We start from the raw sequence: 25,584 nt of genomic DNA, 5'->3' as shown, positions 1-25,584 counted from the left end.
CGACGACGGGGGTGACGACGTGGCTGTGATGACCATGGCGGCACCTCCCGTGCTCACGGTTGAGCGCCGGACGCACGACGTCGCTGGAGCGCTCGCCGCCCTGGCCGGCTCGGTGCGCGAGCTGACCTCCGTGGCCGCGAGTCCCGCCGACCTCGGCCCGGTCGCTCGGCGCGAGCTGCTGAGCGGGTTCGACCGCGCGGTCGCCACCTTGACCGCCCTTCGGGGACAGGTGCTGCTGGCCGAACGTGCTGAGGGGACGTGGCGCGGGCACGGCGACCCGACCTTCGAGGCGTGGCGTGCGCGCACCTCGCGAGCAGGCGCACGGCCCGTGATGGTCCAGGTCCGGCAGGCCGACACGGCTGCAGCCCTCCCCCGCGTCGGCGACGCGGTACGGGACGGTTCCGTCACGCCGGACCACCTCGAAGCGCTGAGCCGGGTCGTGGCGAGTGCCGATCCTCAGGTGCAGGCCGCGCTCGCGGCGCCGGAGGCTCAGGAGGAGCTGCTCTCCGTGGCACGGCGTGTCGACGCCGGCACCTTCGGCCGCGCGGCGGCACGGATCGCCGCCCGCCTCGACCCTCGTGGCCTCGAGCGGTCGTACCAGGCGCAGCGGGCCGCGCGGTACCTGCACGTGACCGACGCCACCGACGGCACCCGGATCAGCGGCCTCCTGGACCGCATGGCGGGGCACCGCCTGCGCCTCGCGCTGGAGGCCGCGACGCCACGACCCGCGAAGGACGACGAGCGCACGTCGGAGCAGCGTCGGGCCGATGCGCTCGGTGCGCTCGCCGAGTCGGTGCTCACCGACCCGCGCACGTCGAGCGGCGCGGCGGTCCGCCCGCACGTGTCGTTCCACATGACGGAGTCCACGTGGGTCGCGATCCGCGCGCAGAGGAGGGCCACCGAACCGACCGTCGAGGAGCCGGCCGTGGAGCCGGTCACGCTCGACGACGGCACGCCCGTGCCCCCGAGCGAAGTGGCGCGGGCGCTGTGCGACTGCGAGCTCACGCGGGTCGTCGTCGACGCCCGGGGCGCACCGCTGGACATCGGCCGGGCGCAGCGCACGTACACGGGCGCCCAGCGCCGCGCGGTCGTGGCTCGCGACCGCGCGTGCGGCTGGGCGGGCTGCGACGCGCAGGCACGGTGGTGCGAGGTGCACCACATCCGGTGGTGGGACCGGGACAAGGGCCCGACCTCCGTCGAGAACGGCGTCCTGCTCTGCAGCTTCCACCACCACGAGGTCCACCGTCGCGAGCTCGAGATCAGCCGCGCCGGGCCGCCCGATCCCGAAGGGAGGATGCGCTACGTCTTCATGAGCCCGTCCGGACGCGTCGTGTCGGACGGCGCCGTCGACCGAGGGTCGTGACGGCACTCCGCGCCACATCAGACGAGAAGCGCGTCGGCGAACGTCCGACGCTCGAGGCCACGGGTGCCATGGTGGCGCCCGACGATGAGGAGAAACCCATGTCACAGCACGTCTCGCCCGGTCAGAGCACGGTCACCGCGAACCTCGTCGTGCGCGGAGGCGCGGCCGCGCTCGACTTCTACGTCCGCGCGTTCGGCGGTGAGGTCGTCATGACCCTCGAGGCCGACGGCATGCTCATGTACTCCGAGGTACGCATCGCCGGCACGGTCGTGACCGTGAGCGACGAGATGCCGGAGTACGGCGTCGCGGCGCCCGACCCCGACGGACCGGTACCCGCCTCCTTCACTCTGTGGGTGCCCGACGTCGACGCGGCGTTCCGCCAGGCGGTCGAGGCGGGCGCGCGCGTCGTCTCCGAGCCCGCCGACCAGTTCCACGGCGACCGCACGGCGACGCTGCGCGACCCGTCGGGGCACCGCTGGATCGTCGCGACCCACCTCGAGGACCTGACGCCGGAGCAGATGAAGGCCCGGATGGACGAGTGGATGGCCGCCGGTCAGGAGGTCTGAGCGACGCCGGGCCCAGCGACGCCGGGCCCAGCGACGCCGGGCTCAGCGACGTCGGGCCCAGCGACGCCGCGCTCGACGCGTCAGCAGGCTGGACGGGAGCGGTTCACGACGGCTGAGCGACTCAGCGCAGCATCCGGTCAGCAGGGTGGATGGTGGCGGCTCCGCTCTCAGTGATGCCGGGGTCGGGCGGCTCAGCGATGGGGGCGCACGAGCCGGACGTGCCAGTCCGCGGCGCTGACGTCCGTGAGCGATGCGACCTGGTCGACGACGACGCGGAGGCGCGCGGTGTCGTCGTCGGCGGCGTCCCAGTCGGCCGCGAGGGGTGGCTCGAGCGCGACCGGGGCGCGCTCGTGCAGCACCTCGACGAGGTCCGCGATGATCTCCCGCTGACGTCGGTAGAGCGGCTCCTGCTCGCGGGGCGCCATGACGAACGTCACCGCGAGGCCCTTGAGGACGAGGATCTCGGCGAGCGTCGCGGTGGGGACGACCAGCTGCGCGTCGTACCGGGTGAGCGGACCGTCGCCGTAGACCTCGCGGGTCGCGGCGATCGCGGCGCCGCAGAACCGTCCGATGAGCTGGCTCGTCATGTCCTTGAGGGCGGCGAGCGCGCGGCGTGAGCCGTCGTAGTCCCGCACCCACGTGCCGAGGCCGGGCAGGCGGCGCATCGCGTCGTGCAGCGCCGCGTCGTCGACCGCGTCGCCGTACCAGGCGCGCACCTGCGCGGCCACGCGGTGACGCACCTCGGCGTCCGCGAGGACCTCGAGCTCGAGGCGCGCGCCGACCACGGCGTCCTCGACGTCGTGGACGGAGTACGAGATGTCGTCGGCCAGGTCCATCACCTGCGCCTCGAGGCACCGCACGGCCGTCGGTGCGCCGTCGCGGAGCCAGGCGAACACCTCGAGGTCGTCCGCGTAGACGCCGAACTTGGCCGACGGCGTGCCGTCCGGCCGCGGAGGCGCGTCGACGGCCGACCACGGGTACTTCGTGGCGGCGTCCAGGCTGGCCCGGGTGAGGTTGAGGCCGATCGGCCGTCCGGTGCTCGGGTCGGTGACCTTGGGCTCGAGGCGCGTGAGCAGGCGCAGCGTCTGGGCATTGCCCTCGAAGCCGCCCACGTCAGCGCTGAGCTCCGCGAGAGCGCGCTCGCCGTTGTGACCGAAGGGCGGGTGCCCGAGGTCGTGCGCCAGGCACGCCGCGTCCACGACGTCCGGGTCGCAGCCGAGCGCCTTGCCCAGCTCTCGGCCGACCTGCGCCACCTCGAGCGTGTGGGTCAGCCGCGTCCGGACGAAGTCGTCGGTCGCCGGCCCCAGCACCTGGGTCTTGGCGCCGAGCCGACGCAGCGCCGACGAGTGCAGGATCCGGGCGCGGTCCCGCTCGAACGGCGTCCGCTGCTGCGACTTCGGCGCCTCGTCGAGCCACCGACGCCGGTCCTCGTCGACGTACCGCCCGACGCGCGGGCCGGGGTCGTCGCGGAAGGCTGGCACGCGGCCACCCTAACCAGCGACGCCGGTCACCCGAGCCGCCACACACCCACACCCGGGCTGTCGCCATGACCCCACACCAGGGCCGTCGCTATGACGCGGCTCGGCCCGACGGCGAGAGCGACCCGTGCAGAGCGCGTCAGCCGAGCCGCCACACACCCACACCCGGGCCGTCACCCGGCACCGCGACTCCCCCGGGCCCGACGGCGAGGTCCGGCCCGTGCAGCGTCTCGACGTCGCCCGTCGGCGCGAGCGAAGCCGGGAGCGTCGCGCCGGACCACGGCGCGCGGGCGACGACCACCAGCACGCGCTCGGTCGGCGTCTCGCGCAGGTAGCCGACGGCGTCGTCGTCGGTGAGGACCCAGCGCAGACCGCCGCGACGCAACGCCTCGGTCGAGCGCCGCAGCCCGATGAGCGTGCGGTACGTCGCGAACGCGTGCTCGTCCCACCGCGACGGCTGGTCCCACGGCATGGTCACGCGCCCGTGCTCACCGTTGTCCCCGGTCGCACCCACCTCGTCGCCGGCGAACACCATGGGCGTCCCCGGGTAGGTCATGAGCAGGCCCAGGGCGACCTCGACCATGGCCGGATCCCCGCCGACGATCGTCCTCAGGCGCGGCGTGTCGTGCGAGCCGAGCAGGTTCCACTGGTGCGCGGTCACCTGCCACGGCACGCGCGAGTCGAAGTCGCGCATCGCGTCCACCATCGCGCCGCCGGGTCGGCGCGGGCGGGGCACCGGCAGACCCAGCATCGGCGCGTCCGTCCCCGGCGGCGTCAGCCACGTCCAGACCGGCCTCGTGAAGCCCGTGTAGTTCATGTTGCCGTGCCACGTCGCGCCGGTCAGGTCCTCCGACGCGTCGTGGAAGTGCTCGCCGACGAGCAGCGAGTCCGGGGCCTGGGCGGCCATCGTCGCGCGGACGGTGCGCGCGACCTCGTGCGTCAGGTCGACGTCGCGGTACCGGCCGGTCATGTTCGCGACGTCGATCCGCCAGCCGTCGAGCCGGTACGGCTCGGCCAGCCACCGCGCGATCACCGACTCCGGCCCGCGCACCATGCGGTCGGCGAGCGCGGGCGCGCGGTGGTCGAGCTTCGGCAGGCTCGCGTGCCCCAGCCAGCCGACGTAGCCGTCCTCGGTCCAGTGGTAGAACGACGCCTCGGGCGACGACCGGTCCGCGCGGGCCGCGGCGAACCACTCGTGAGCGTCGCCCGTGTGGTTCGTCGTGACGTCACCCATGATCCGCATGCCGCGCGAGTGCACCGCCGCCGCGAGGGAGGCGAGGGCCGCGTCGCCGCCGAGCACCGGGTCCACGTGGTCGAACGTGCTCGCGTCGTACCGGTGGTTGGACCTCGCCGGGAAGAACGGCGTGAGGTAGAGGACGTCGACGCCGAGGCGCTCGAGGTGGTCGAGCCGCTCCTCGATGCCGCGCAGGTCACCGCCGAACAGCTGCCTCGGCGTGCTGGGTCCCGAGCCCACCGGCTCGTCGTCCCAGGCGGCGGGCTCCGCCCAGCCGGGCAGCGCCTCGGGCGCCAGTGCGTGCGCGGACCGGGCGAACCGGTCCGGGAACACCTGGTAGACGACGGCGTCGCGCGCCCACGACGGCGCGGAGGGGTGCACGGTGAGCCGGAAGTCGGCGGCGTCCGGCACGTCCCTGGCGTGCAGCCCGGAACCGTTGAGCCACCGGTAGCCGCCCGGCTCGTCGAGCAGGAACCGGTAGGACGTCACGGGGTTGTGGACCTCGACCTCGGCGACGTACCACCGCTCGCCGTCGTCCGTGCGGTCGAGCCGCGCCGGCACGACGTGCGGCTCGCCGTCGCGCACCGAGCGCACGTGCACCGACCGCGCGGCCGAGCCCGCCGGCACGCGGACCCGCACCGGCACGACGTCGCCGAGCGCAGGGGTCCCCGGTGGGACGAAGAGCGCGCTGCCGTCGTGGTGCGGCTCGAGGACGCGCCCCGAGGTCATCCCTTGACCGAGCCCGCCGTCAGGCCGCCGACGATGTAGCGCTGCAGGAAGATGAAGAGCAGCACGACGGGGATCGCGCTGATCACGGCGCCGGCCGCGAACAGGCCCCAGTTGGCGGACAGCCGGTCCGAGACCCACTGGTAGAGCCCGACCGCGAGGGTCCAGTTCTCCTCCGACTGGAGGATCAGCTTGGCCAGGAGGAAGTCGGAGAACGAGCTGATGAACGAGAGCAGCGCGACGACCGCCAGGATCGGTGCGACGAGCCGCAGGATGATCGTCCAGTAGATCTGGGCGTGCGTGGCGCCGTCGATCTTCGCGGCCTCGTCGAGCTCCTTGGGCACCGTGTTGAAGAAGCCGTACATGAGGAACGTGTTCACGCCGAGCGCGCCGCCCAGGTAGACCATGATCAGCGCGAGCCGCGAGTTGAGCCCCAGCGCCGGCACCACCTCGCCCAGGCTGAGCAGCAGCAGGAAGACGGCGACGAAGGCCAGGAGCTGCGGGAACATCTGGATGACGAGCAGCGACGTCAGCCCGACGCGTCGACCGGTGAACCGGAACCGCGAGAACGCGTACGCGGCGGCGGCTCCCATGAGGACCGTCCCGATCGCCGTGACGGTCGCGATGATCATCGTGTTGGTGACCCAGCTCCAGAACCGCGTCTCGTTGAGGGCGGCGTAGTTCGCGCCGGTCACGGTCGCGAAGATCCGGTTCGAGCCCGTGAGGGTCCCGCCCTGCGAGACCGACGCCGAGATGATGTAGAGGATCGGCGCCCCCGCGTAGACGACGGCGAGCGCGGCGACGACGTAGCGCCAGCCGAGCTCGCTCCACCACCGACGGCGGGACATCCGCGGCTGGGCGACGGCGGCCTGCGTCGAGCGTCGGGTCATGGTGTCGACGGCCATGTCAGCTCAGCTCCTCGAGCGTGCGGGTCCTGCGGAAGGAGATCACCGAGATGGTCGCGACGATGATGAAGATGACGATCGAGAGGGCGCTCGCGAGGCCGTAGTTCTTGGCCGCGCCTCCGTCGAGCCCGGAGACGGAGTAGACCATCGTGATGAGGATGTCGGTCGCCCCCACGGGGACGGACGCGTCCGCGAACCGCGGGTTGCCCTCGGTGATCATCTCGATGATGTTGAAGTTGTTGAAGTTGAACGCGAACGACGAGATGAGCAGCGGTGCGGTCGCGACCAGGACGAGCGGCAGCGTGATCGAGCGCCACATCCGCAGCCGGCCGGCGCCGTCGATCTTCGCGGCCTCGACGAGGTCCCCCGGGATGGACTGCAGCGCACCCGTGCAGATCAGGAACATGTACGGGAAGCCCACCCAGACCTGGACCACGAGCACGGCGATCTTGGCGAGCCACGGGTCGGCGAGCCAGTTGATGTCCGCACCGCCCAGCAGGACCGTGTTGATGACGCCGAAGTCGCGGTTGAGCATGCCCCGCCACAGGAGGTAGCTCATGAACGCCGGGAAGGCGTACGGGAGGATCAGCAGCGCGCGCAGCACCCGGCGGAACCTGATCCGGTCGTCGTTGAGCACCACGGCGAAGAACATGCCGACGAGGAACGTCAGCACCACGGACAGGACCGCGAACACGACCGTCCACGCCAGCACCTTGAAGAAGGGCGTGGAGTACCTCGTGTCCCCGAAGGCCTGCACGAAGTTGTCCATGCCGACCGTCACGCGCCAGCCGACCGGCAGCGTGGTGCCGTCCGCCGCCTCGAAGTTGCCCTCGTCGTTCGGCGCGTACTCGAGTCCGTTGCTCGTGTCGATCAGCCGGTCGGCCTCCTCGTCGTACGTGAAGGTCGAGCGGTAGACGTAGCCGTTGCGGGCGTCCTGCGTGCGGATCGAGCCGTCCTCGGCGTCGTCGGACACCGGGACGCGGAGGTCGACGACCTCCTGCTGGCGCTCGAGCACCGCGGCGCGCGGCAGGACGGTCCAGCCCGGCACCTCCGTGATCACGCCGTCCTCGACGACGGCGTCGGGGACGTCCGCGAGCGGCTCGTCCGCCCAGCCGACGCGCACCTCGCCGTCGTTGACGAGCGCGAAGCCGAGCCCCGGAGCGCCCTCGACGACGGCGAGCGTGTACGCCTCGGTCCCCTCGACGCGCTTCTCGTTCTGCGCGAGCAGCGCCTCGATGGCGTGCTCCTTGGTCGAGTTGTGGCCGTCGCCGTAGTTCGTGAAGGCGACGTAGCCGGTGTAGGCGACCACGAACACCTGGTAGACGAGCAGGAAGGCGACCCCGGGCAGGATGTACTTCAGGGGGATCGCGCGGCGCGTGAAGTAGGCCCAGTTCGCCACCACGAGCAGCGCGACCATCGCCCACAGGATGCCGAAGGACTCCTGCGCCCACGCCGCCATGACGACGTAGACGCCGAGCGCGTCGACGACCGCGAGCAGCAGGATCTTGGCGAGGAAGCCGCGCGAGAACGTGCGCGCGATCGAGGACGGGCGGCGCGCGGGGATCGTCTCGTCCGGACCGTCGGACGACTGACCGGGTGGCGCCCCGCGTGGGGCGACGACCTGCGGGACCTGGGGCGAGCTCATCGAGTCCTCCGAGCGGGGGTGGGCCGCGTCGTCGCGGCCGGGGTGCACGGGCACGGACGAGGGCCGGGCCGGTGCGGGTCGGGCGAGGGCACGTCCGAGGACGGCCCACCGGGGACGAGGGGTCCGTCAGGCGGCGTCGATGGCGGCCTGGATGTCGGCCACCATCTTCTCCCAGCCGGCGGCCGGCTCGATGGCGCCCGAGATGATCCCGGCCTCGGTGGTGCCCCAGAAGGACCACACCGCGCCCATCTCGGGGATGGACGGCATCGGGACGGCGTTCTCGGCCGCGGCACGGAACCCGGCGGCGATCGGGTCGGCGGCGACGGTGTCGGCCGCCGCGGTCAGCGCCGGCGTGCGGTCGCCCGCCTCGTAGAGCGCGATCTGCGCCTCCTCGGTGGCCATGTAGGTCGTGAGGAAGTCGTTGGCGAGCAGCTGGTTGTCGCTCTGCGCGTTGATGAAGAAGCCCTGGACGCCGGTGAACGGCTGAGCCGGCTGGCCGCCCGCGCTCGGGACCGGGTCGATCGCGAGGTCCATGCCCTCGAACGTGCCGAGCATCCACGGGCCGCCGAGGATGTAGGGCGACTCGCCGTTCTTGAACGCCTCGACGGCGATGTCGTACGTCATCGACGCGGACAGGACGCCCGCCTCGCCCTGCGCCCGCAGCCACTGCGCGAACGCCGTGCCACCCTCGCCGCCGAGCGCGAGCTCGGAGCTGTAGGAGCCGTCCTCGGACTGCGTGAAGACCGGGGCGCCGAACGACGTCTGGAACGGGTACAGCGTGTAGCCGTCACCGGTCTCGCCGACCTGGACCAGGAAGGGGTAGGTCGTGCCGGCCTCGCGGCCCTTCGCGATCATCTCGTCGAAGGTCCCGGGCGTGGAGTCGGCGAGCGCTGTGTTGCGGATGATCGCGATGTTCTCGATCGCGTACGGCAGGCCGTAGACCTGGCCGTCGTAGGTGAACGCCTCGACGGCGACGTCGGCGAACTCGCCGGCCTTGTCGCCGAGCTCGATCGGCGCCACGACACCGTTCGTCGTGAGCTCCCCCAGCCAGTCGTGGGCGCCGACCGTGATGTCGGGACCCTCGCCGCTCGGCACCTGGGTGAGGAAGTCGGTGCGGATGTCGTCGTAGTTCTTGAGGACGAGCTCGACCGTCGTGCCCGACTCCTCCTCGAAGTCGGCCGCGGCGGCCTCGACGGCGGCCTGGCGGGTCTCGTCGACCCAGATCGTCAGCGAGCCGCCGTCGTCGGCGGCCTCGGTCTCCTGCGGTGCCGGCTCCTCGTTCTCGGCCGGGTCGCCGCCGCCGCTGCAGGCGGTCAGGGTGAGGGCGGCGCCGAGGGCGGCCGCGACAAGGGGGATGCTCCGTCGCATCGTGGTTCTCCAGACGGGTCGTGTCACCGGCCGCTGCGGAGTGCGCCGCGGCCCTGATGTCCGGACGCTAACGCTGGGACTCGCGCTCTTGCAAGCCGTTGCGGTAACTTTCAGGCAACGCTTTCGCACGACCCGGTGCGAGGCGGACGAACCGTCACGAGGAGGTGTCCGGTGTCCTCTACGCTGCCGCACGTGCGCACCCGTCTGAAGGACCTCGCCGACCAGGCGGGGGTCAGCACCGCGACGGTCTCACGCGTGCTCAACGGCAAGGCCGGCGTCGCGTCCGAGACGCGCAAGGCCGTGCTCGCGGCCCTGGACGTGCTCGGCTACGACCGGCCCGAGAAGCTGCGCACACGCTCGGAGGGCCTCGTCGGACTCATCGTGCCCGAACTCGACAACCCTGTCTTCCCGGCGCTCGCCCAGTCGATCGAGACGACCCTCTCGGACCGCGGCTACACGCCCCTGCTGTGCACCCAGTCCCCCGGTGGCACCACGGAGGACGAGTACGTCGAGATGCTCATGGAGCACGGCGTCGACGGCATCGTCTTCGTCTCCGGCCGGCACGCCGACACGGCCGCGAGCCGCGACCGCTACCACCGGCTGCGCAGCCGCGGGCTCCCGATCGTCCTCGTCAACGGCTTCGCCGAGGGCGTCGACGCGCCCGCGGTCTCGACGGACGACACGGTCGCCGTCGACCTCTCCCTGCGGCACCTCGCCTCGCTCGGCCACACGCGCATCGGCCTGGCGATCGGTCCCGACCGGTACATCCCCGCCCAGCGCAAGGTCGCGGCCTTCGAGGCGGCGACCCTGCGACGGGACCCGTCGGCGGTCCCGGGTGAGCACGTCGTCAGCACCCTCTTCACGGTCGAGGGCGGCCAGGCCGCGGGCGGCGAGCTCATCGACAGCGGGCACACCGCCGTCATCTGCGGCTCCGACCTCATGGCCCTCGGCGCCATCCGGGCGGCGCGCGCCCGGGGGCTGCGTGTCCCCGAGGACGTCTCGGTGGTCGGCTTCGACGACTCGCCGCTCATCGCGTTCACCGACCCGCCGCTGACGACGGTGCGTCAGCCGGTCGACCGCATGGGTAGCGCCGCGGTCAGCGCCCTGCTGTCCGAGATCTCCGGGACGCGCGTCCCCCGTACCGAGCTGCTCTTCCACCCCGAGCTCATCGTCCGAGGGTCGACGGCACCCGCACCCGCGGCGTCGCCCGTCGCCCACCTGCCCGCCGTGGGCGCGGGCGGCCGCTGACCCGTCGGCAGCACCGGCCCGCTCGCCGACGCCCGCCGACAGCCGTGCACCGTGGTGCGCGCGCTTGCCGCCGCCCCTCGTGCACCCGCCTGCACCCGAACCGCACGTGAAACCCGTACCCGAGACCCGCACCCGAGCCGCCGCCGTCGTCACCGCGAGCCGGCGCCCGACTCGACCGAACGCACGTCCCCGATCCGAGGTTGGAGCCCGTGACCACATCCCTGCCCTCCGCAGCCGCCGAGACCGCCGCGACGGCGGCCTCCCTGACCGAGGCGCGCACGGTCGTCCACACGGCGGGTGACCCGGCCGCCGAGTGGTGGCGCACGGCCGTCATCTACCAGGTGTACCCGCGCTCGTTCGCGGACGCCTCGGGCGACGGCATCGGCGACCTCCCCGGCATCACGAGCCGGCTGCCGCACCTCGAGCGCCTCGGCGTCGACGCGGTCTGGCTGTCGCCGTTCTACCGCTCGCCCCAGCACGACGCCGGCTACGACGTCGCCGACTACCGCGACGTCGACCCGCTCTTCGGCACGCTCGACGACTTCGACGTGATGCTCGCCGACGCGCACGCGCGCGGGATCCGCGTGATCGTCGACCTCGTCCCGAACCACACGTCGTCCGAGCACGCGTGGTTCCGCGCGGCGCTCGCCGCCGCGCCCGGCAGCCCGGAGCGCGCGCGCTACGTGTTCCGCGACGGCCGCGGCCCGGGCGGCGACGAGCCGCCGAACAACTGGACCTCCGTCTTCGGCGGGACGGCCTGGACGCGGGTCACCGAGCCCGACGGCACGCCGGGCCAGTGGTACCTGCACCTGTTCGACACGACACAGCCCGACCTGGACTGGACGAACCCCGAGGTGCGGGACGAGTTCGAGCAGGTCCTGCGCTTCTGGCTCGACCGCGGGGTCGACGGCTTCCGCGTCGACGTCGCGCACGGCATGGTCAAGGAGGCCGGCCTGCCCGACTGGGCCGGCACGTCCGCCATGATCGACGGTGCGCACGAGGGCACGACGGGCTCCGAGGACGGCTCGACCGGCGCGGGCAACCGGGGTCCCATGTGGGACCAGGAGGGCGTCCACGACATCTACCGCTCGTGGCACCGCGTGCTGGCCGAGTACGACGGCGACCGCTGCCTCGTCGCGGAGGCGTGGGTCGAGCCGCTGAGCCGCCTCGCGCGGTACGTGCGGCCCGACGAGATGCACCAGGCCTTCAACTTCTCCTTCCTCACGACGCTGTGGGACGCCCCCGCGCTGCGGTCCGTCGTCACGGCCTCGCTCGAGGCGAACGACGCCGTCGGCGCCCCGACCACCTGGGTGCTGTCCAACCACGACGTCGTGCGGCACGCGTCGCGTCTCGGCCTCGAGGTCCCCGGGTCCAAGCCCAACGGCATCGGCGCGGGCGACCCCCAGCCGGACGAGGAGCTCGGCCTGCGCCGGGCCCGGGCGGCGACGCTCCTCATGCTCGGCCTGCCGGGCTCGGCCTACCTCTACCAGGGCGAGGAGCTCGGTCTGCCCGAGCACACCGCGCTCGACGACGACGAGCGCGAGGACCCGACGTGGTGGCGGTCCGGCCACACCGAGCGCGGTCGCGACGGCTGCCGCGTGCCGCTGCCCTGGGCGTCGGACGCACCGGGCCTCGGCTTCTCCCCCACCGGGGCGACCTGGCTCACGCAGCCGGAGTCCTTCGCCCGCTACGCGCTCGACGTGCAGGAGGGTGTCGAGGGCTCGACGCTCGCCATGTACCGCACGGCCCTGCGGCTGCGTCGCGAGCTCGGGCTCGGCCACGGGTCTCTGACGTGGCTCGAGCGGTTCGGCAACCCCGAGGTGCTCGCGTTCGAGAACGGCGACGTGCTCGTCGTGACCAACCTCGGCGCCGAGACCGTGGCGCTCCCGGACGGCTACGAGGTCCTCCACGCGTCGGTGCCGCTCGGCGCCGAGTCCGGCGCGCGCGTGCCCACCGACGTGACGGTCTGGGCCCGGCGCCGCTGACCCGCCCCACCGCACGCTGACCGATCGCCCGTCCGCCCGGCCGTCACGCCGGGCGGGCGGGCGTCGGCCGGTGATCGCGCCGGTGGGACGACCTCGGCGCCGACGGGCCACGGACCTCAGCCGAGGCCCGCGATCCAGCCGGGGCCGACGGCGACGACGCGCCCCTCCGCGAGACCGAGCACGTCGTCGGTCCCCTCGGGCAGGACGGCCGACCAGAGCTGCTCGCCCGTGCGCAGGGCGTGCGCGGCGAGCCGGTCCTCGCCGTCCTCGGTGTGCCGCAGCAGCACGCGCTCGCCGTCGGTCAGCCCGAGCGCACCCGGCCGGTCCGTCAGCCCCGTGACGCGCCAGAGGACCTCGCCCGTACGCACGTCGAGCGCGCTCGCGACCGTACCGTCGACGAGCACGGCGAGGCCTCGGGCGCGGACGGCGACCTGCGCGGACGCGGCGTGCTCCGCCTCCCACCGCACGTCGCCGTTCGAGACGTCGACGGCCCCGACCGTCGACGGCGACGTCGCGACGAGCACGAGGCCGGGCGCGGACCCGTCATCGACGGCGACGGGCAGCGGCGGGCCCGCGAGCGCCACCTCGCGCCCGCCGGGGTGCACGAGGACGCCTGCGCCACCGGGGAACGCCGGGTCCTCGTGGTGGCCCCACACCACCTCGACGCCGCCGCGCGGCAGGAGTCGGCGCTCGACCGCCACGACGTGCGCGGGCAGCGGGTCCGCGACGCGCAGCTCCCGGCCGCTGTCGAGCGAGTAGGCCAGCGTCCCCGCGCGGCCGACGACGGTGAGCACTCCCCGCTGCCAGCCGGCGTAGCGCAGACCGGCGGCCTCTGCGGGCTCGACCTCGCGCCGCCACCGGACGCCGCCGGTGTCCGGGTGCCAACGCGTCAGGCGCAGCGTGGCGTCGTCGGCCGCCGTGACGAGGACGAGGTCGCCCTCGTGGACGTGCGACGCGACGACGGACCCGGCGACCGTGAGCGTCCGACCGAGCTCGCCGGTCGCACCGTCGAGCACGGCCGCCGTCGTCGAGCGCGGCGAGTCACCACCCGGGACCTCGCCCGCGCCCGTCCCGACCGGGCTCGTGCGCAGGCAGACGACGGCGCCTGCCTGCCGCACGGCGGCCGCCGCGCCCTGCGGACCGACCGCGGGCGTGCTGCGCGACGCGTGGTCCTCGAGCGGGCGGCACACCTCGGTCGCCCCGACCGGCACGTCGTCCCGCTGCCACCGCACCGCGCCCGTCCGCGCGTCGAGCGCCCGGGTGCGCCGGCCGTCCTGGACGAGCACGAGCGGCCCCATGTCCCCGGTCACGGCGTCCGCCTCGACCCTCCACCGCTCCGTGAGCGGCCCGTCGAGCGGCAGCAGCGCGACGCCGTCACGGCCCAGGCCGGCGAGGAGCGCGTCGTGGGTCGCCTGGCGCACGGTGGCAACCGTCGCGACGAGGACGAGCACGACGCACGCCGCGAGGAGCGCCCACCGCCGCTGCCGTCGGGTCCAGCGGGTGCGCCGGTCGCGGCCCGCAGGGCCACCGCCGGCACCGCCGTCGAGCCATCCCTCCGTCCGCCGGGCAGCGGACCAGGGCGCGCCCTCGGACGGGACGTCGACGAGCTCGACGTCGACGACCTCACCGGCGCGGCCGGGGCCCCGGGGCAGAGCCATGCTCGAGCGTAACGCCGCACGCGCCACCACCGGAGGCCCCGACGTCAGCCGAGTCCGACGACGCCCTCGTCGGTGCTGATCACGACGTGGCCGTCGCGCGTCGTGATGACGTCGTGCGCCGGGGTCCCCAGCGGCAGCCGCCAGACCTCGCGCCCGTCGGCGATCGACCGCGCCACGAGCACGCTGTCCTCGGGGCCGGCGGTGCGCATCGGGTCGGTCGCACGTTCCAGCCGGAGCAGCAGCTCGCCGTCGGTGGGAGTCGTCGGGTAGCCGAGGCTGCCGGCCTCCTCCTCCCACAGCGTGGTCCCGTGCCGCATGTCGAGCGCGACGATGCGCCCGCCGTTCGCGACGACGAGGGTCCCGTCGATCGAGAGCAGGCCGAACCCGTCGGGCACCTCGCTGACCCACAGCTCCTCCCCCGTGGCCAGGTCGAGGCCGCGCACGCCGTCCTGCCCGTCGACGACGAGCACGTCGGTGACCGCGCCGTCGTCGACCAGTGGGAGCATCGGGACGTCCGTCAGCCGGAACCGCGTCCCGCCGCCCTCGTCCTCGACCCGCCCGCCGGCGTCCTCGTCGTTCCACACCCAGACGAGCGTCGACCCGTCCGCGAGCTCCACCCGGATCTCGCCCGTCGGCATCTCCTCCGAGCCGTCCCAGGTGACCTCGGCACCCGTCGTGAGGTCCACCGCGACGTCACCGGTCGACCCGGTGAGGAGCGCCACCTCGTCGAGGCGCTGCCAGTTGAGCAGCCCCTCGTCGCCGCCGCCCGGCCGGAACACCGCCGTCGTCGTCGTGGTGTCCCACCGGAGCGTGCCCGTGGCCAGGTCCCAGGCCACCGCGCGCACGGTGCCCTCGGGGGTCGCGAGGAGCAGGACGACGCCGTCGTCGACCCACTCGAGCGTGAGGGGACGCCCGGCCGTCTCGAGCGTGCGCAGGACCTCGCCCGTGCGGACGTCGAGCACGAGCAGCGCGACGGCGCCCGTGCCCGTGTCGGTGCCCCAGAGCGGCGGCACGCACAGGACGACCTCGGGCCGCGGCTGCTCCTGCCCGGCGATGTACGTGCTGTCACCGGGCAGCCGGCAGTGGTCGACGCCCAGCCTCTCCCGCTCCTCGCTGCCCATCCGCCAGGCCGTCTCCCCCGTCGCGGGGTCGACGGCCCGGATCCCGTCGGGCGTGTCGAGCAGCAGGAGCTCGCCGAGGTCCGCCGAGACCCACCCGTCGGCGCGCCACCGCTCGGTGAGCGGCTCGGCCAGCGAGTCGACGACGCCCGGGAGCCCCTCGATCCGCGCGGCACGCTCGCGGTCGCGGCGCAGCTCGACCACGTTGGCCACGACGACCAGGGCCAGCACGACGCAGGTCGCCAGCGCGGCGGCACGGAGGCCGCGTCCGCGACGGGCGCGGCGGTCCTCGCCGTCGTGCGGCGCGTCCGGCGGGCGCCCTGCGTCGCTCGGCGCCCCGTCCGCCGCACGCACGGGCGTCCCGGGCGCGTCGGCGGCGTCGTCGAGCTCGACCTCCACGAGCCGGTGCGGCTCGGGCGCCCGGGATGGCCGCATCACGTCACCGTACCGGCCCGCTCAGCCGCCCGAGACGCTGAGCTCCGCCTCGCGCAGGGAGGCCCGGAACGTCTCGCTGAGCTCACGCGAGTCGAGCCAGCCCTCGGGCAGGTGCGGCCGCTTGGGCGAGCCCGATCGTCCGCGCTGCCCCTCGGCGCCCGCGCCCGGGTACGGCTGGTCGAGGTCGAGCTGGCCGAGCAGCTCGTCGAGGTGGTCGAGGGTCTCGACGAGCCCCAGCTGTGCGCGCAGGGCACCCCCGACGACGTAGCCCTTGAGGTACCACGCCATGTGCTTGCGCATCTCGCGCATCGCCTTGAGCTCGTCCTCGAACTCCTCGACCATGAGCTCGGCGTGCCGCCGGACGACCGTCGCGACCTCGCGCAGCCCCGGTCGCACGCGCTCGTCGGACCCGCGCATCGCGGCGGCGAGGTCCGCGAAGAGCCACGGGCGGCCCTGGCACCCACGCCCGACGACGACGCCGTCGCACCCCGTCCGCGCCATCATCGTGAGGGCGTCCTCGGCCGACCAGATGTCGCCGTTGCCGAGCACCGGGATGCTCGTGACGGCCTCCTTGAGGCGCGCGATCGCCGGCCAGTCGGCGGTGCCGGAGTAGTAGTCCGCGGCCGTGCGCGCGTGCAGCGCGACGGCGGCGACGCCCGCGTCCTCGGCGACCCGACCCGCCTCGAGGTACGTGAGGTGGTCCTCGTCGATCCCCTTGCGCATCTTGACCGTGACCGGGACCCCGTGCGGCGACGCCGCCGCCACGGCCGCCTGCACGATGGCCGCGAAGAGGTCCCGCTTCCAGGGCAGCACCGCACCACCGCCGCGCCGGGTGACCTTCGGGACGGGGCAGCCGAAGTTGAGGTCGACGTGGTCGGCGCGGTCCTCCTCGGCGAGCATGCGCACCGCGGCGCCGACCGTGGTGGGGTCGACGCCGTAGACCTGGACGGAGCGCGGCGTCTCGTCGCCGTCGTGGCGGATGATGCGCATCGACTCCGGCGTGCGCTCCACCAGCGCCCGCGAGGTGACCATCTCCGCGACGTAGAGCCCCGCGCCGTGCTCGCGGCACAGCCGGCGGAAGGCCCGGTTCGTCACACCGGCCATGGGCGCCAGCACGACGGGCGTGCCCACGGTGATGGGCCCGATCTGCAGGGGCGCCACGACGGAGCCGGCGGCGGGCGCGAGGGCTTCGGTCGAGGTCGTCACCCCATCATTGTCCCCCACCCGCGCTGCCACCCGACGTCGGCCGGTTGTAGCGTCGCGGGGGTGGACCGCACCTGGAGCGTCGAGGACCACCTCGAGGGCGCCGACCCGGCGCACGTCGCGCTGTACCGGCAGGTCGAGGCGCTGGTCCTCGCCCAGGGACCGGTCGAGGTCTCGGTGTCCAAGACCACGATCACGTTCAAGGGCCGGCGCCGCGGGTTCGCCGGCGCGCGGCCGACCCGGACGGGCGTGCGGGGCTACCTCGACCTCATGCGCGTGGTCGAGGACCCGCGGATCACCAACGTCACGCCCTACACGTCACGGCTGTTCGTGCACCAGTACCGGCTCACCGGTCCGCAGGACCTCGACGAGACCTTCGCGGGCTGGGTGCACGAGGCGTACCGCGTCGGCGAGGGCGACCACCTGCTCGGCTGAGCAGCCGGCCGGCGCGCGACGCGAGCCGCAGGTCGGCGCGCGACCTGAGCAGCCGGCCGGCACCACGAGCGGCGCCGGCCGGCGTGCGCTCAGGCGCCGAGGAGCTTGGGCGCGAGGTACGCGGCCACCTGGTCGAGGCCGACCCGCTCCTGCGCCATCGTGTCGCGCGAGCGGATGGTCACGGCCTGGTCCTGCAGCGAGTCGAAGTCGACCGTGATGCAGTACGGCGTGCCGATCTCGTCCTGACGGCGGTACCGGCGACCGATCGCGCCGGCGTCGTCGAAGTCGACGTTCCAGGCCTTGCGCAGCTCGGCGGCCAGGTCCCTCGCCACGGGCGAGAGGTCCTCGTGCCGCGACAGCGGCAGCACGGCGGCCTTGACCGGGGCCAGGCGCGGGTCGAGCCGCAGGACGGTCCGCGTGTCCACCCCACCCTTGGCGTTGGGCGCCTCGTCCTCGGCGTACGCCTCGACCAGGAACGCCATGAGCGAGCGCGTCAGACCCGCTGCGGGCTCGATGACGTAGGGCACCCACCGCTCGTTCTTGCCCTGGTCGAAGTACGAGAGGTCCTGACCCGAGTGCTCGGAGTGCGTCCGCAGGTCGAAGTCCGTGCGGTTGGCGATGCCCTCGAGCTCGCCCCACTCGCTGCCCTGGAAGCCGAACCGGTACTCGATGTCGACCGTGCGGGTCGAGTAGTGCGAGAGCTTCTCCTGCGGGTGCTCGTAGAGGCGCAGGTTGTCGCGCGCGATGCCGAGGTCGACGTACCAGTCGGTGCGCGTGTCGATCCAGTACTGGTGCCAGTCCGCGTCCGTGCCGGGCTCGACGAAGAACTCCATCTCCATCTGCTCGAACTCGCGCGTGCGGAAGATGAAGTTGCCCGGGGTGATCTCGTTCCGGAACGACTTGCCGATCTGGCCGATGCCGAACGGCGGCTTCTTGCGCGACGTCGTCATGACGTTCGCGAAGTTCACGAAGATGCCCTGGGCCGTCTCGGGCCGCAGGTAGTGCAGGCCGGACTCGTCCTCGACCGGGCCGAGGTACGTCTTGAGCATCATGTTGAAGTCGCGCGGCTCGGTCCACTGGCCCTTGGTCCCGCAGCTCGGGCACGGGACGCCGGCGAGGCCGCCCTCGGGGGCCCGGCCCTTGCGCTCCTCGAACTCCTCGAGCAGCTGGTCCTCGCGGAAGCGCTTGTGGCACGAGAGGCACTCGGTCAGCGGGTCGGTGAAGACTCCGACGTGGCCCGACGCGACCCAGACCTGACGCGGCAGGATCACGGACGAGTCGAGCCCGACGATGTCGTCGCGGCTGGTGACCATGGCCCGCCACCACTGCTTCTTGATGTTCTCCTTGAGCTCGACGCCCAGGGGTCCGTAGTCCCACGCCGACCTCGTACCGCCGTAGATCTCCCCCGCCGGGAAGACGAAGCCGCGGCGCTTGGCGAGGTTCGTGACGGCGTCGAGACGGGAGGTCGGTGCCACATCAGCTCCAGGGTGCTCTGCGGTCCGCACGTGGCTCGCGCGGACGGGGTGGGGACGGCGCTGCCGCGTCGACCGGCGGCAGGCGGTGCCGTCGACCGGTGGGCGGGCAACCGCACCAGGCTACCGGCGCGCGGATCGTGCGCCCGTCCAGCTGGGCGCCGGGAGTTTGACAACCGTTCTCAGGAGTCTTGAGAATCATCCTCATGTCGACCCGCCGCGCAGCCGCCGCCGTCGCCTGCGCCCTCCTGCTCCCGGCGGGCCTGGCCGCGTGCGCTCCGTCCCCCGCCGACGACGGCTCCGTCGCCGTGCTCGCCTCGTTCTACCCGCTCCAGTACGTCGCCGAGCAGGTCGGCGGCGATCACGTGAGCGTCTCCGCGCTCACACCGCCGGGCGCCGAGCCGCACGACCTCGAGCTGTCCCCGCGCCAGGTGCGCTCCGTCGGGGAGGCGGACGTCGTCGTCGTGCTCGGCGGCTTCCAGCCCGCCGTCGACGAGGCGGTCGCGGCGCGCGAGCCCGCGCACGTCGTGGACGCCGCGCGGACGCCCGCCGTCGCCGAGCACCGGGCCGAGCACGGGGGGACGGCGGAGGACCACGGCGCGGACGATCACGCCGAGGCGGCCGAGCCCGAGCACGAGCACGACGAGGCTGCCGAGCAGGGTGAGGAGGGCGACGGTCACGACCACGAGGGCGGGGACCCGCACTTCTGGCTCGACCCGACGCTGCTGGCGGCGGTCGCGGCCGACGTCGCGAGCGTGCTCGGCGAGGCCGACCCCGACCACGCGGACGTCTTCACGGCGAACGCCGCGGCGCTCGCGGAGGAGCTCGACGCCCTCGACGCCGAGCTCGCGGCCGGCCTGGCCACCTGCGAGCAGCGCGTCGTCGTCACGTCGCACGAGGCGTTCGGCTACCTGGCGGAGCGGTACGGCTTCGAGCAGGTCGGCATCTCGGGCCTGGACCCCGAGGCCGAGCCGTCGCCCGCGCGCCTGCGCGAGATCCGCACGGTCGTCGAGGAGCACGGCGTGACCACCATCTTCACCGAGCAGCTCCTCAACCCGAAGGTGGCCGAGACGCTCGCCGCCGACCTCGGCATCGGGACCGCGGTGCTCGACCCCCTCGAGAGCCAGGCGGACGAGGACAGCGACTACCGTGACGTCATGGAGCGCAACCTCGAGGCCCTCCGCGAGGCGCTGCGATGCGCCTGACCAGCACGCCCGCCGGCACCGGCCCCTGCAGCCGCGTCGACACGGGCCACGGCACCAGCACGGGCCACGGCGCCAGCGCGGACCGACGCGCATGAGCGTCGCCGTCCGCGCCACCGGCGTCCACGTGACCCTCGGCGGAGCACCGATCGTGCACCACGTCGACCTCTCGGTGGACGAGGGCGAGGTCGTCGCGCTGCTCGGGGCCAACGGCTCCGGCAAGTCGACGCTCGTCCGGGCGCTCGTGGGTGTCGTCCCGGTCGACCGGGGGTCCGTCGAGCTGCTCGGCACGCCGCTCGGCCGGTCGGTCGCGTGGGACCGGATCGGGTACGTGCCCCAGCGGGTCTCGGCCGCGACGGGCGTCCCCGCGACCGCCGCCGAGGTCGTCGCCTCGGGCACGCTGCACGCCCGCAGGCTCCGCCCGCCGCGCGACACGGGCCGGCGCGTCACGCAGGCGCTCGAGCAGGTGGGGCTGGGCGCCCTCGCCCACCGTCCCGTCGGCCAGCTCTCCGGCGGCCAGCAGCAGCGCGTGCTCATCGCCCGCGCCCTGGTCCGCCGCCCGGACCTCCTGGTGCTCGACGAGCCGGTCGCGGGTGTCGACGTCCCCAGCCAGCGCGCGTTCGCCGACGCCCTGACGACGCTCGCCGCCGGGGGCACGACCGTCCTCGTCGTGCTGCACGAGCTCGGCGCCCTCGCGCCGCTCGTGCGTCGCGCCGTCGTGCTGCGGCACGGCAGCGTCGTGCACGACGGCGCGCCGCCGTCCCCCGCCGCAGGGCACGCCGGCCCGGAGCACGACCACGTGCACCCGCACGACACGGCCGACGACGACGCGGCGGCGCTCACGCCGAGGGTGGGGTGGGAGCTGTGAACGTGTGGAGCGAGCTCACGGGCATGCTCGGCGACCCGCTCATGCAGCGCGCCCTGGTCGCGGCGCTGCTCGTCGGCCTCGCCGCGCCGGTGATCGGCACGTACCTCGTGCAGCGCCGCCTGTCGCTGCTGGGCGACGGCATCGGGCACGTCGCCCTGACCGGCGTCGCCCTCGGCTGGCTCGTGGGCTCGTTCGCCGGCCTCGCGCCCGACGCCCTCGCGATCCCGGGCGCCGTGGTCGCCGCCGTCGCCGGCGCGGTCGTCATCGAGCTCGTCCGCGAGCGCGGCCGCACGTCGGGAGACGTCGCGCTCGCCCTGCTGTTCTACGGCGGCATCGCCGGTGGCGTGCTGCTCATCTCCCAGGCGGGAGGGACGAGCGCCAACCTCATGGGCTACCTGTTCGGGTCGATCTCGACGGTCACGTGGGCGGACCTCTGGCTCACGGTCGCGCTCACCGCGGTCGTGCTCGTGGTCGGCGTCGGCCTGCGCACGGCGCTGTTCGCGGTCAGCCAGGACGAGGAGTTCGCCCGCGCCGCGGGGCTCCCCGTGCGTGCGCTCAACCTGGCGATCGCCGTCGTCGCCGCGCTCACGGTGACGGTCGCGATGCGGGTCGTCGGCCTCCTGCTCGTGAGCGCGCTGATGATCGTGCCGGTCGCGGCAGCCCAGCAGGTCACCGCGTCGTTCCGCCGCACGATGACCGTGGCCATGACCGTCGGCGCCGTCGTGTGCGTCGGCGGCCTGGCGATCACGTACTGGAACGACGTCTCCCCCGGTGCGACCATCGTGGTCCTCGCGATCGCCGTGTACGCCGCGTTCGCGCTGGCCCGGCCGGCGATGCGCCGGCTGCGCGGTGCCGTCGAGCGGGAGGACCCCCACCCCGCCGTCGACGACGACGTCCAGCTCGCCCTCGGAGGTGGTCGGTGATGCAGCGGATGACGCGCCAGCGGTCCGCGGTGGCCGAGCTGCTCGCGGACCTCGACGAGTTCCGGAGCGCCCAGCAGCTCCACGAGCAGCTGCGCCACCGGGGCGAGGGCATCGGCCTCGCGACCGTCTACCGGACGCTGCAGTCGCTCGCCGACGGCGGCGAGGTGGACGTGCTCCGCAGCGGCGAGGGCGAGGCCCTGTACCGGCGCTGCGCGCGCCGCGAGCACCACCACCACCTCGTCTGCCGCACCTGCCGGACGACGGTGGAGATCGACGGCCCGACCGTCGAGGCGTGGGCGGCGCAGGTGGGCGCGACGCACGGCTTCAGCGACATCGAGCACACCATGGAGCTCTTCGGGACGTGCGCGGACTGCGCCGCCGACCCGTCCGCGCGGAGCGGGTCGCCGAGCGGGTCATCGGGCGGGCCGCAGAACGGGTCGCCGAGCGGGTCGCGGAGCGGATCGCAGACCGACCCACGCACCGCACCGCGGACCGGGCCGACGACCGGTGCCTGACTGGCTCGAGGGCTGGCCGTTCCTGCCCGTCTACCTGCTCTTCGTCGGCGGTGCGGCGCTGCGGTCCCAGGCGACGTACTGGGCCGGCCGCGGCATCGCCGTCGGCGTGCTCCGGTCGCGCTGGGCCGGCGGGCTCGAGCACCCCAAGGTCCGGCGTGCCACGGCCGCGATCGAGCGCTGGGGCATGCCCGTGATCCCGCTCTCGTTCCTCACGGTCGGCTTCCAGAGCGCCGTGCACGCCGCCGCCGGGCTGCTCCGCCTGCGGTGGCTGCGCTACACGCTGTGGGCCCTCCCGGGCTACTTCGTGTGGGCGCTGGTCTGGGCCGGCGGTGGCATGACGGCGGTCGCCGCGGGCGTCGCGCTGGCCGCCGAGTCGCCGTGGGCGCTCGCCACGGTGCTCGCGGTCCTCGCGACCGCGGCCGCCGCCTTCGTCGTCCGACGACGGCGGACCCGCCCGGCCGCGCGCACCGACGGCGTGGGCGACCCCGCGGACGCGCGCCGCTGACGACGTCCACGGGCCGCGGACCTCACGCCCCTGACGAGGTCCACGGGCCGCAGACGTCGCGCCCGGGTGGCCTCCACGGCCCGGACGCGCGTCCCTGACGGCGGTGCCCGCCCGGACGGCGTGTCCCCGCCGAGGTGTCGGTCAGTGGTGCTGCGAGACGCAGAACTGGTTGCCCTCAGGGTCGGCCAGCACGACCCACGTGAACGACGGCGTCTCGTGCCGCGCGACCTCGAGGGCCCCCTCCCCGAGCAGGCGCTCGACCTCGAGCTCGCGGTCCGGCGCCACGAGGTCGAGGTGCACCCGGTTCTTGCCCGGGGTCGGGTCCGTCACCTGCTGGAAGGCGAGCATCGGACCGCCCCGCTCGCCGGGCGCGACCATCACGAACCAGCCGTCGTGGTCGGCGGTGATCTCGCCGCCGGTCTGGCGCGCCCACCAGGTGGCGAGCGCCGTGGCGTCGCGCGCGTCGAAGGTCACCATGGCCACCGTCATCGTCATGGCGAGACCGTACCCTCGCCGACCGACACGGACCCGCGCAGCCTCTGACGGCGGCGCCGGCCTCGCCCCATCTCCAGGCGTCAGGCGACGTCAGGCGGCGTCAGACCGGCGTCGGGCCGGCGTCAGGCCGCAGTCACGTCGCGGAGCGGTCCACGGCGCCGCCGTAGCGCCGGTCGCGACGCGCGTACGTCTCGACCGCCCGCCACAGGTGGCGGCGGTCGACGTCGGGCCAGTACTCGTCGAGGAAGACCATCTCGGCGTACGCCGCCTGCCAGATCATGAAGTTCGACGTGCGCTGCTCGCCGGACGTCCGCAGGAACAGGTCGACGTCGGGCAGCTCGGGCTCGTCGAGGAAGCGCGCGACCGTGCGCTCGTCGACCCGCTCCGGGTCGATCCGGCCCGCGGCGACCTCGCGCGCGATCGCCTTGGCCGCGTCGGCCACCTCCGCCCGGCCGCCGTAGTTGACGCACATCGTCAGCGTGCAGACGTCGTTGCCGCGCGTGAGCTCCTCGGCCGTCTCGAGCTCGGAGATGACGGACCGCCACAGCCGGGGGCGCCGGCCCGCCCAGCGGACCCGCACCCCCCACGCGTCCATGGTGTCGCGCCGCCGGCGCAGCACGTCCCGGTTGAAGCCCATGAGGAAGCGCACCTCCTCGGGCGACCGCTTCCAGTTCTCGGTCGAGAACGCGTAGGCCGAGACGTGCGTGACGCCGACCTCGATCGCACCGGCGACGACGTCGAGCAGCGCAGCCTCGCCCGCCGCGTGGCCCGCCGTGCGCGGCAGCCCGCGCGCGTTCGCCCAGCGTCCGTTGCCGTCCATGACGATCGCGACGTGCTTCGGCACGAGCTCGCGCGGTACGGCGGGCGGCCGCTCGCCGGAGGGGTGCGCGGGCGGGGGCTCCGGCACGCGGCGCGTGCGGACGTCGTGCCCCGCCCGTCCGCTGCCCGCGCCGCCCGTCCGGGTCGCGCGAGCCATCAGACGCGCTCGACCATGCGCAGCGAGCGCAGCCCGCGCTCGAGGTGGAACTGGAGGAACGCCGCGACCAGCCCGCTCGCCTCACGGCGGTGCCGCTCGTGGCTCTCGTCCGCCTCGGCCCACTCGCCCGAGAGGAGCGCGGCCAGCAGCGTGAACGTCTCGGGCGCCGGCGACGCGGCACCCGGCGGGCGGCACGCCCCGCACACCGCGCCGCCCGAGCCGACGGCGAACGCGCGGTGCGGACCCGGCGCGCCGCACCGGGCGCAGTCGGTGAACGACGGCGCCCAGCCCGCGACCGCGAGCGCCCTGAGCAGGTAGGAGTCGAGCACGAGACCGGGTGCGTGCGCACGCTCCGCCAGCGACCGCGTCGCCGCGACGAGCAGCAGGAACTGCTGGGTCGCGGGCTCGCGCTCCGCCTCGACGAGCCGCTCCGCCGTCTCGAGCATCGCCGTGCCGGCCGTGTAGAGCGCGTAGTCCGAGCACACGGCCCGGGCGTACGGCCCGAGCGTCTCGACCTGCGTGACGATGTCGAGGTTGCGTCCGGTGTAGAGCTGCGCGTCCACGACCATGAACGGCTCGAGCCTCGACCCGAAGCGGGACGACGTGCGGCGCACGCCCTTCGCCACCGCACGGACCTTGCCGTGGCGGCGTGTCAGGAGGGTCACGATGCGGTCGGCCTCACCCAGCTTCTGGGCGCGCAGCACGATCGCCTCGTCGCGGTAGAGGCTCACGCATCCATTGTCCCCCTCGCGGGCCTCGTGAGCCCCCGCGCCGCGCGGGCGCCGCGCGCTCGGCGCGCTCGTACGGCGGGTAGCCGGGTGCGGCTCGAGACGTCCGGGCGACCGCCCCTGCGAGGCAAGAAATCGCGCGACGCACGCACGGGCCCGGGTCTAGCGTCGGCCTCGCACGGCCGCGACGGCCGTCGCGTCGACCGGACGAACGCCGACGGAGCTCGAGGGAGGTGCTGACCATGGACGTCCTCCACCTCGTCACGCACCCCTCACCCCACCTCCCGCGCCGCTGACCGGCGCGGCCCTCGAAGGGCTCCTCCGTTGCACGCACGCCGCACGACCCCGATCATCCCCACGACCACCACCTCCCGCACCGCCGGGACCACCACCACCACCCCCACCTCGACTGCCGATCCCACCTCGGACGTCGCGCCGCCCGGCCTCACGCGCCTGGGCTGGGACACCGGCTGGTCGGCCGCGCTCGCCGCTCGCGCCGGCGGCCCGTCCCGCGCCGTCGGGCGCGTCTCGCG

22 protein-coding genes and 1 pseudogene are annotated in these 25,584 nt (G+C 74.2%); 11 read left to right on the top strand and 12 right to left on the bottom strand.

What is annotated here, in order from left to right; genetic code table 11:
- The first annotated feature begins 28 nt into the window (after positions 1-28).
- Entirely contained in the window at positions 29-1,363 is a 1,335-nt protein-coding gene (locus tag ICW40_RS00475) for an HNH endonuclease signature motif containing protein (protein WP_260458589.1), read from the top strand.
- A 98-nt stretch (positions 1,364-1,461) separates the two neighbouring features.
- Positions 1,462-1,929: a VOC family protein gene (locus ICW40_RS00470; RefSeq protein ID WP_221651830.1), complete on the top strand. Its 468-nt coding sequence runs from the start codon at positions 1,462-1,464 to the stop codon at positions 1,927-1,929.
- Between the two features lie 191 nt (positions 1,930-2,120).
- On the opposite strand, the gene ICW40_RS00465 is transcribed toward ICW40_RS00470, so the two are convergent.
- The 5 genes from ICW40_RS00465 to ICW40_RS00445 form a co-directional block, all read right to left on the bottom strand.
- On the bottom strand, positions 2,121-3,410 hold the full coding sequence (locus tag ICW40_RS00465) for a deoxyguanosinetriphosphate triphosphohydrolase (RefSeq protein WP_221651829.1): 1,290 nt from the start codon (positions 3,408-3,410) through the stop codon (positions 2,121-2,123).
- A 136-nt stretch (positions 3,411-3,546) separates the two neighbouring features.
- On the bottom strand, positions 3,547-5,370 hold the full coding sequence (locus ICW40_RS00460; protein WP_221651828.1) for a glycoside hydrolase family 13 protein: 1,824 nt from the start codon (positions 5,368-5,370) through the stop codon (positions 3,547-3,549).
- Entirely contained in the window at positions 5,367-6,272 is a 906-nt protein-coding gene (locus ICW40_RS00455) for a sugar ABC transporter permease (protein WP_221651827.1), read from the bottom strand. Before ICW40_RS00455 ends, ICW40_RS00460 begins: the two co-directional genes overlap by 4 nt.
- 1 nt (position 6,273) lies before the next feature.
- Positions 6,274-7,917, bottom strand: coding sequence for an ABC transporter permease subunit (locus ICW40_RS00450; RefSeq protein WP_221651826.1), 1,644 nt, complete (start codon positions 7,915-7,917; stop codon positions 6,274-6,276).
- Positions 7,918-8,043: 126 nt separating this feature from the next.
- Positions 8,044-9,285: a sugar ABC transporter substrate-binding protein gene (locus tag ICW40_RS00445; protein ID WP_221651825.1), complete on the bottom strand. Its 1,242-nt coding sequence runs from the start codon at positions 9,283-9,285 to the stop codon at positions 8,044-8,046.
- Between the two features lie 192 nt (positions 9,286-9,477).
- On the opposite strand from ICW40_RS00445, the gene ICW40_RS00440 reads away from it, so the two are divergent.
- Both ICW40_RS00440 and ICW40_RS00435 read left to right on the top strand, forming a co-directional pair.
- Positions 9,478-10,533 (top strand): LacI family DNA-binding transcriptional regulator, encoded by a 1,056-nt coding sequence (locus ICW40_RS00440; protein WP_308121526.1) that lies wholly within the window; start codon positions 9,478-9,480, stop codon positions 10,531-10,533.
- Between the two features lie 209 nt (positions 10,534-10,742).
- The gene (locus ICW40_RS00435; protein ID WP_374199113.1) at positions 10,743-12,518 is read left to right on the top strand and encodes a glycoside hydrolase family 13 protein; all 1,776 of its coding nucleotides are present in this window, start codon (positions 10,743-10,745) and stop codon (positions 12,516-12,518) included.
- 116 nt (positions 12,519-12,634) lie between these two features.
- Here ICW40_RS00435 and ICW40_RS00430 read toward each other — a convergent pair whose 3' ends face one another.
- Genes ICW40_RS00430 through dusB form a run of 3 tightly spaced genes read right to left on the bottom strand, consistent with a single transcriptional unit; the run spans position 12,635 to position 16,935 of the window.
- A complete protein-coding gene (locus ICW40_RS00430; RefSeq protein ID WP_221651823.1) occupies positions 12,635-14,176 on the bottom strand; it encodes an outer membrane protein assembly factor BamB family protein in 1,542 nt (513 codons plus the stop codon).
- Positions 14,177-14,220: 44 nt separating this feature from the next.
- Positions 14,221-15,729 (bottom strand): outer membrane protein assembly factor BamB family protein, encoded by a 1,509-nt coding sequence (locus ICW40_RS00425; protein ID WP_221651822.1) that lies wholly within the window; start codon positions 15,727-15,729, stop codon positions 14,221-14,223.
- A 21-nt stretch (positions 15,730-15,750) separates the two neighbouring features.
- Entirely contained in the window at positions 15,751-16,935 is a 1,185-nt protein-coding gene (dusB, locus tag ICW40_RS00420) for a tRNA dihydrouridine synthase DusB (protein ID WP_221651821.1), read from the bottom strand.
- 60 nt (positions 16,936-16,995) lie between these two features.
- On the opposite strand from dusB, the gene ICW40_RS00415 reads away from it, so the two are divergent.
- The gene (locus ICW40_RS00415; RefSeq protein ID WP_221651820.1) at positions 16,996-17,367 is read left to right on the top strand and encodes a DUF5655 domain-containing protein; all 372 of its coding nucleotides are present in this window, start codon (positions 16,996-16,998) and stop codon (positions 17,365-17,367) included.
- 89 nt (positions 17,368-17,456) lie between these two features.
- Here the strand turns inward: ICW40_RS00415 and ICW40_RS00410 are convergent, their stop codons facing one another.
- Positions 17,457-18,842 (bottom strand): glycine--tRNA ligase, encoded by a 1,386-nt coding sequence (locus ICW40_RS00410; RefSeq protein ID WP_221651819.1) that lies wholly within the window; start codon positions 18,840-18,842, stop codon positions 17,457-17,459.
- 188 nt (positions 18,843-19,030) lie between these two features.
- Here ICW40_RS00410 and ICW40_RS00405 point away from each other — a divergent pair, with 188 nt between their 5' ends.
- The 5 genes and pseudogenes from ICW40_RS00405 to ICW40_RS00385 all read left to right on the top strand — a co-directional run bounded on the left by ICW40_RS00405 (position 19,031) and on the right by ICW40_RS00385 (position 22,852).
- Positions 19,031-20,044 (top strand): metal ABC transporter substrate-binding protein, encoded by a 1,014-nt coding sequence (locus tag ICW40_RS00405; protein ID WP_308121525.1) that lies wholly within the window; start codon positions 19,031-19,033, stop codon positions 20,042-20,044.
- Positions 20,045-20,135: 91 nt separating this feature from the next.
- A complete protein-coding gene (locus tag ICW40_RS00400; RefSeq protein ID WP_221651818.1) occupies positions 20,136-20,909 on the top strand; it encodes a metal ABC transporter ATP-binding protein in 774 nt (257 codons plus the stop codon).
- Between the two features lie 23 nt (positions 20,910-20,932).
- Positions 20,933-21,832 (top strand): metal ABC transporter permease, encoded by a 900-nt coding sequence (locus ICW40_RS00395; protein ID WP_221651839.1) that lies wholly within the window; start codon positions 20,933-20,935, stop codon positions 21,830-21,832.
- Positions 21,832-22,212: pseudogene (locus ICW40_RS00390) on the top strand (Fur family transcriptional regulator); the annotation flags it as partial. The gene ICW40_RS00395 and the pseudogene ICW40_RS00390, both read left to right, overlap by 1 nt.
- A 127-nt stretch (positions 22,213-22,339) precedes the next feature.
- Positions 22,340-22,852: a DedA family protein gene (locus ICW40_RS00385; RefSeq protein WP_221651816.1), complete on the top strand. Its 513-nt coding sequence runs from the start codon at positions 22,340-22,342 to the stop codon at positions 22,850-22,852.
- A gap of 141 nt (positions 22,853-22,993) precedes the next feature.
- Here ICW40_RS00385 and ICW40_RS00380 read toward each other — a convergent pair whose 3' ends face one another.
- The 3 genes from ICW40_RS00380 to recO form a co-directional block, all read right to left on the bottom strand.
- Complete coding sequence (locus ICW40_RS00380; protein ID WP_221651815.1) at positions 22,994-23,347, bottom strand: VOC family protein; 354 nt, start codon at positions 23,345-23,347, stop codon at positions 22,994-22,996.
- A gap of 133 nt (positions 23,348-23,480) precedes the next feature.
- Positions 23,481-24,323 (bottom strand): isoprenyl transferase, encoded by an 843-nt coding sequence (locus ICW40_RS00375; protein WP_221651814.1) that lies wholly within the window; start codon positions 24,321-24,323, stop codon positions 23,481-23,483.
- Positions 24,323-25,054, bottom strand: a complete 732-nt coding sequence (gene recO / locus ICW40_RS00370; RefSeq protein ID WP_221651813.1) for a DNA repair protein RecO — start codon at positions 25,052-25,054, stop codon at positions 24,323-24,325. Before recO ends, ICW40_RS00375 begins: the two co-directional genes overlap by 1 nt.
- A gap of 321 nt (positions 25,055-25,375) precedes the next feature.
- Here recO and ICW40_RS00365 point away from each other — a divergent pair.
- On the top strand, positions 25,376-25,584 hold a 209-nt coding region (locus tag ICW40_RS00365; protein WP_221651812.1), incomplete at its 3' end, for a hypothetical protein.

Origin of the sequence: Actinotalea ferrariae (assembly GCF_019733465.1) — a bacterium.
GTDB lineage: Bacteria > Actinomycetota > Actinomycetes > Actinomycetales > Cellulomonadaceae > Actinotalea > Actinotalea ferrariae_A.
Note: the sequence above shows the minus strand (reverse complement) of the source record. Positions and strands in the feature narration are given on the sequence as shown.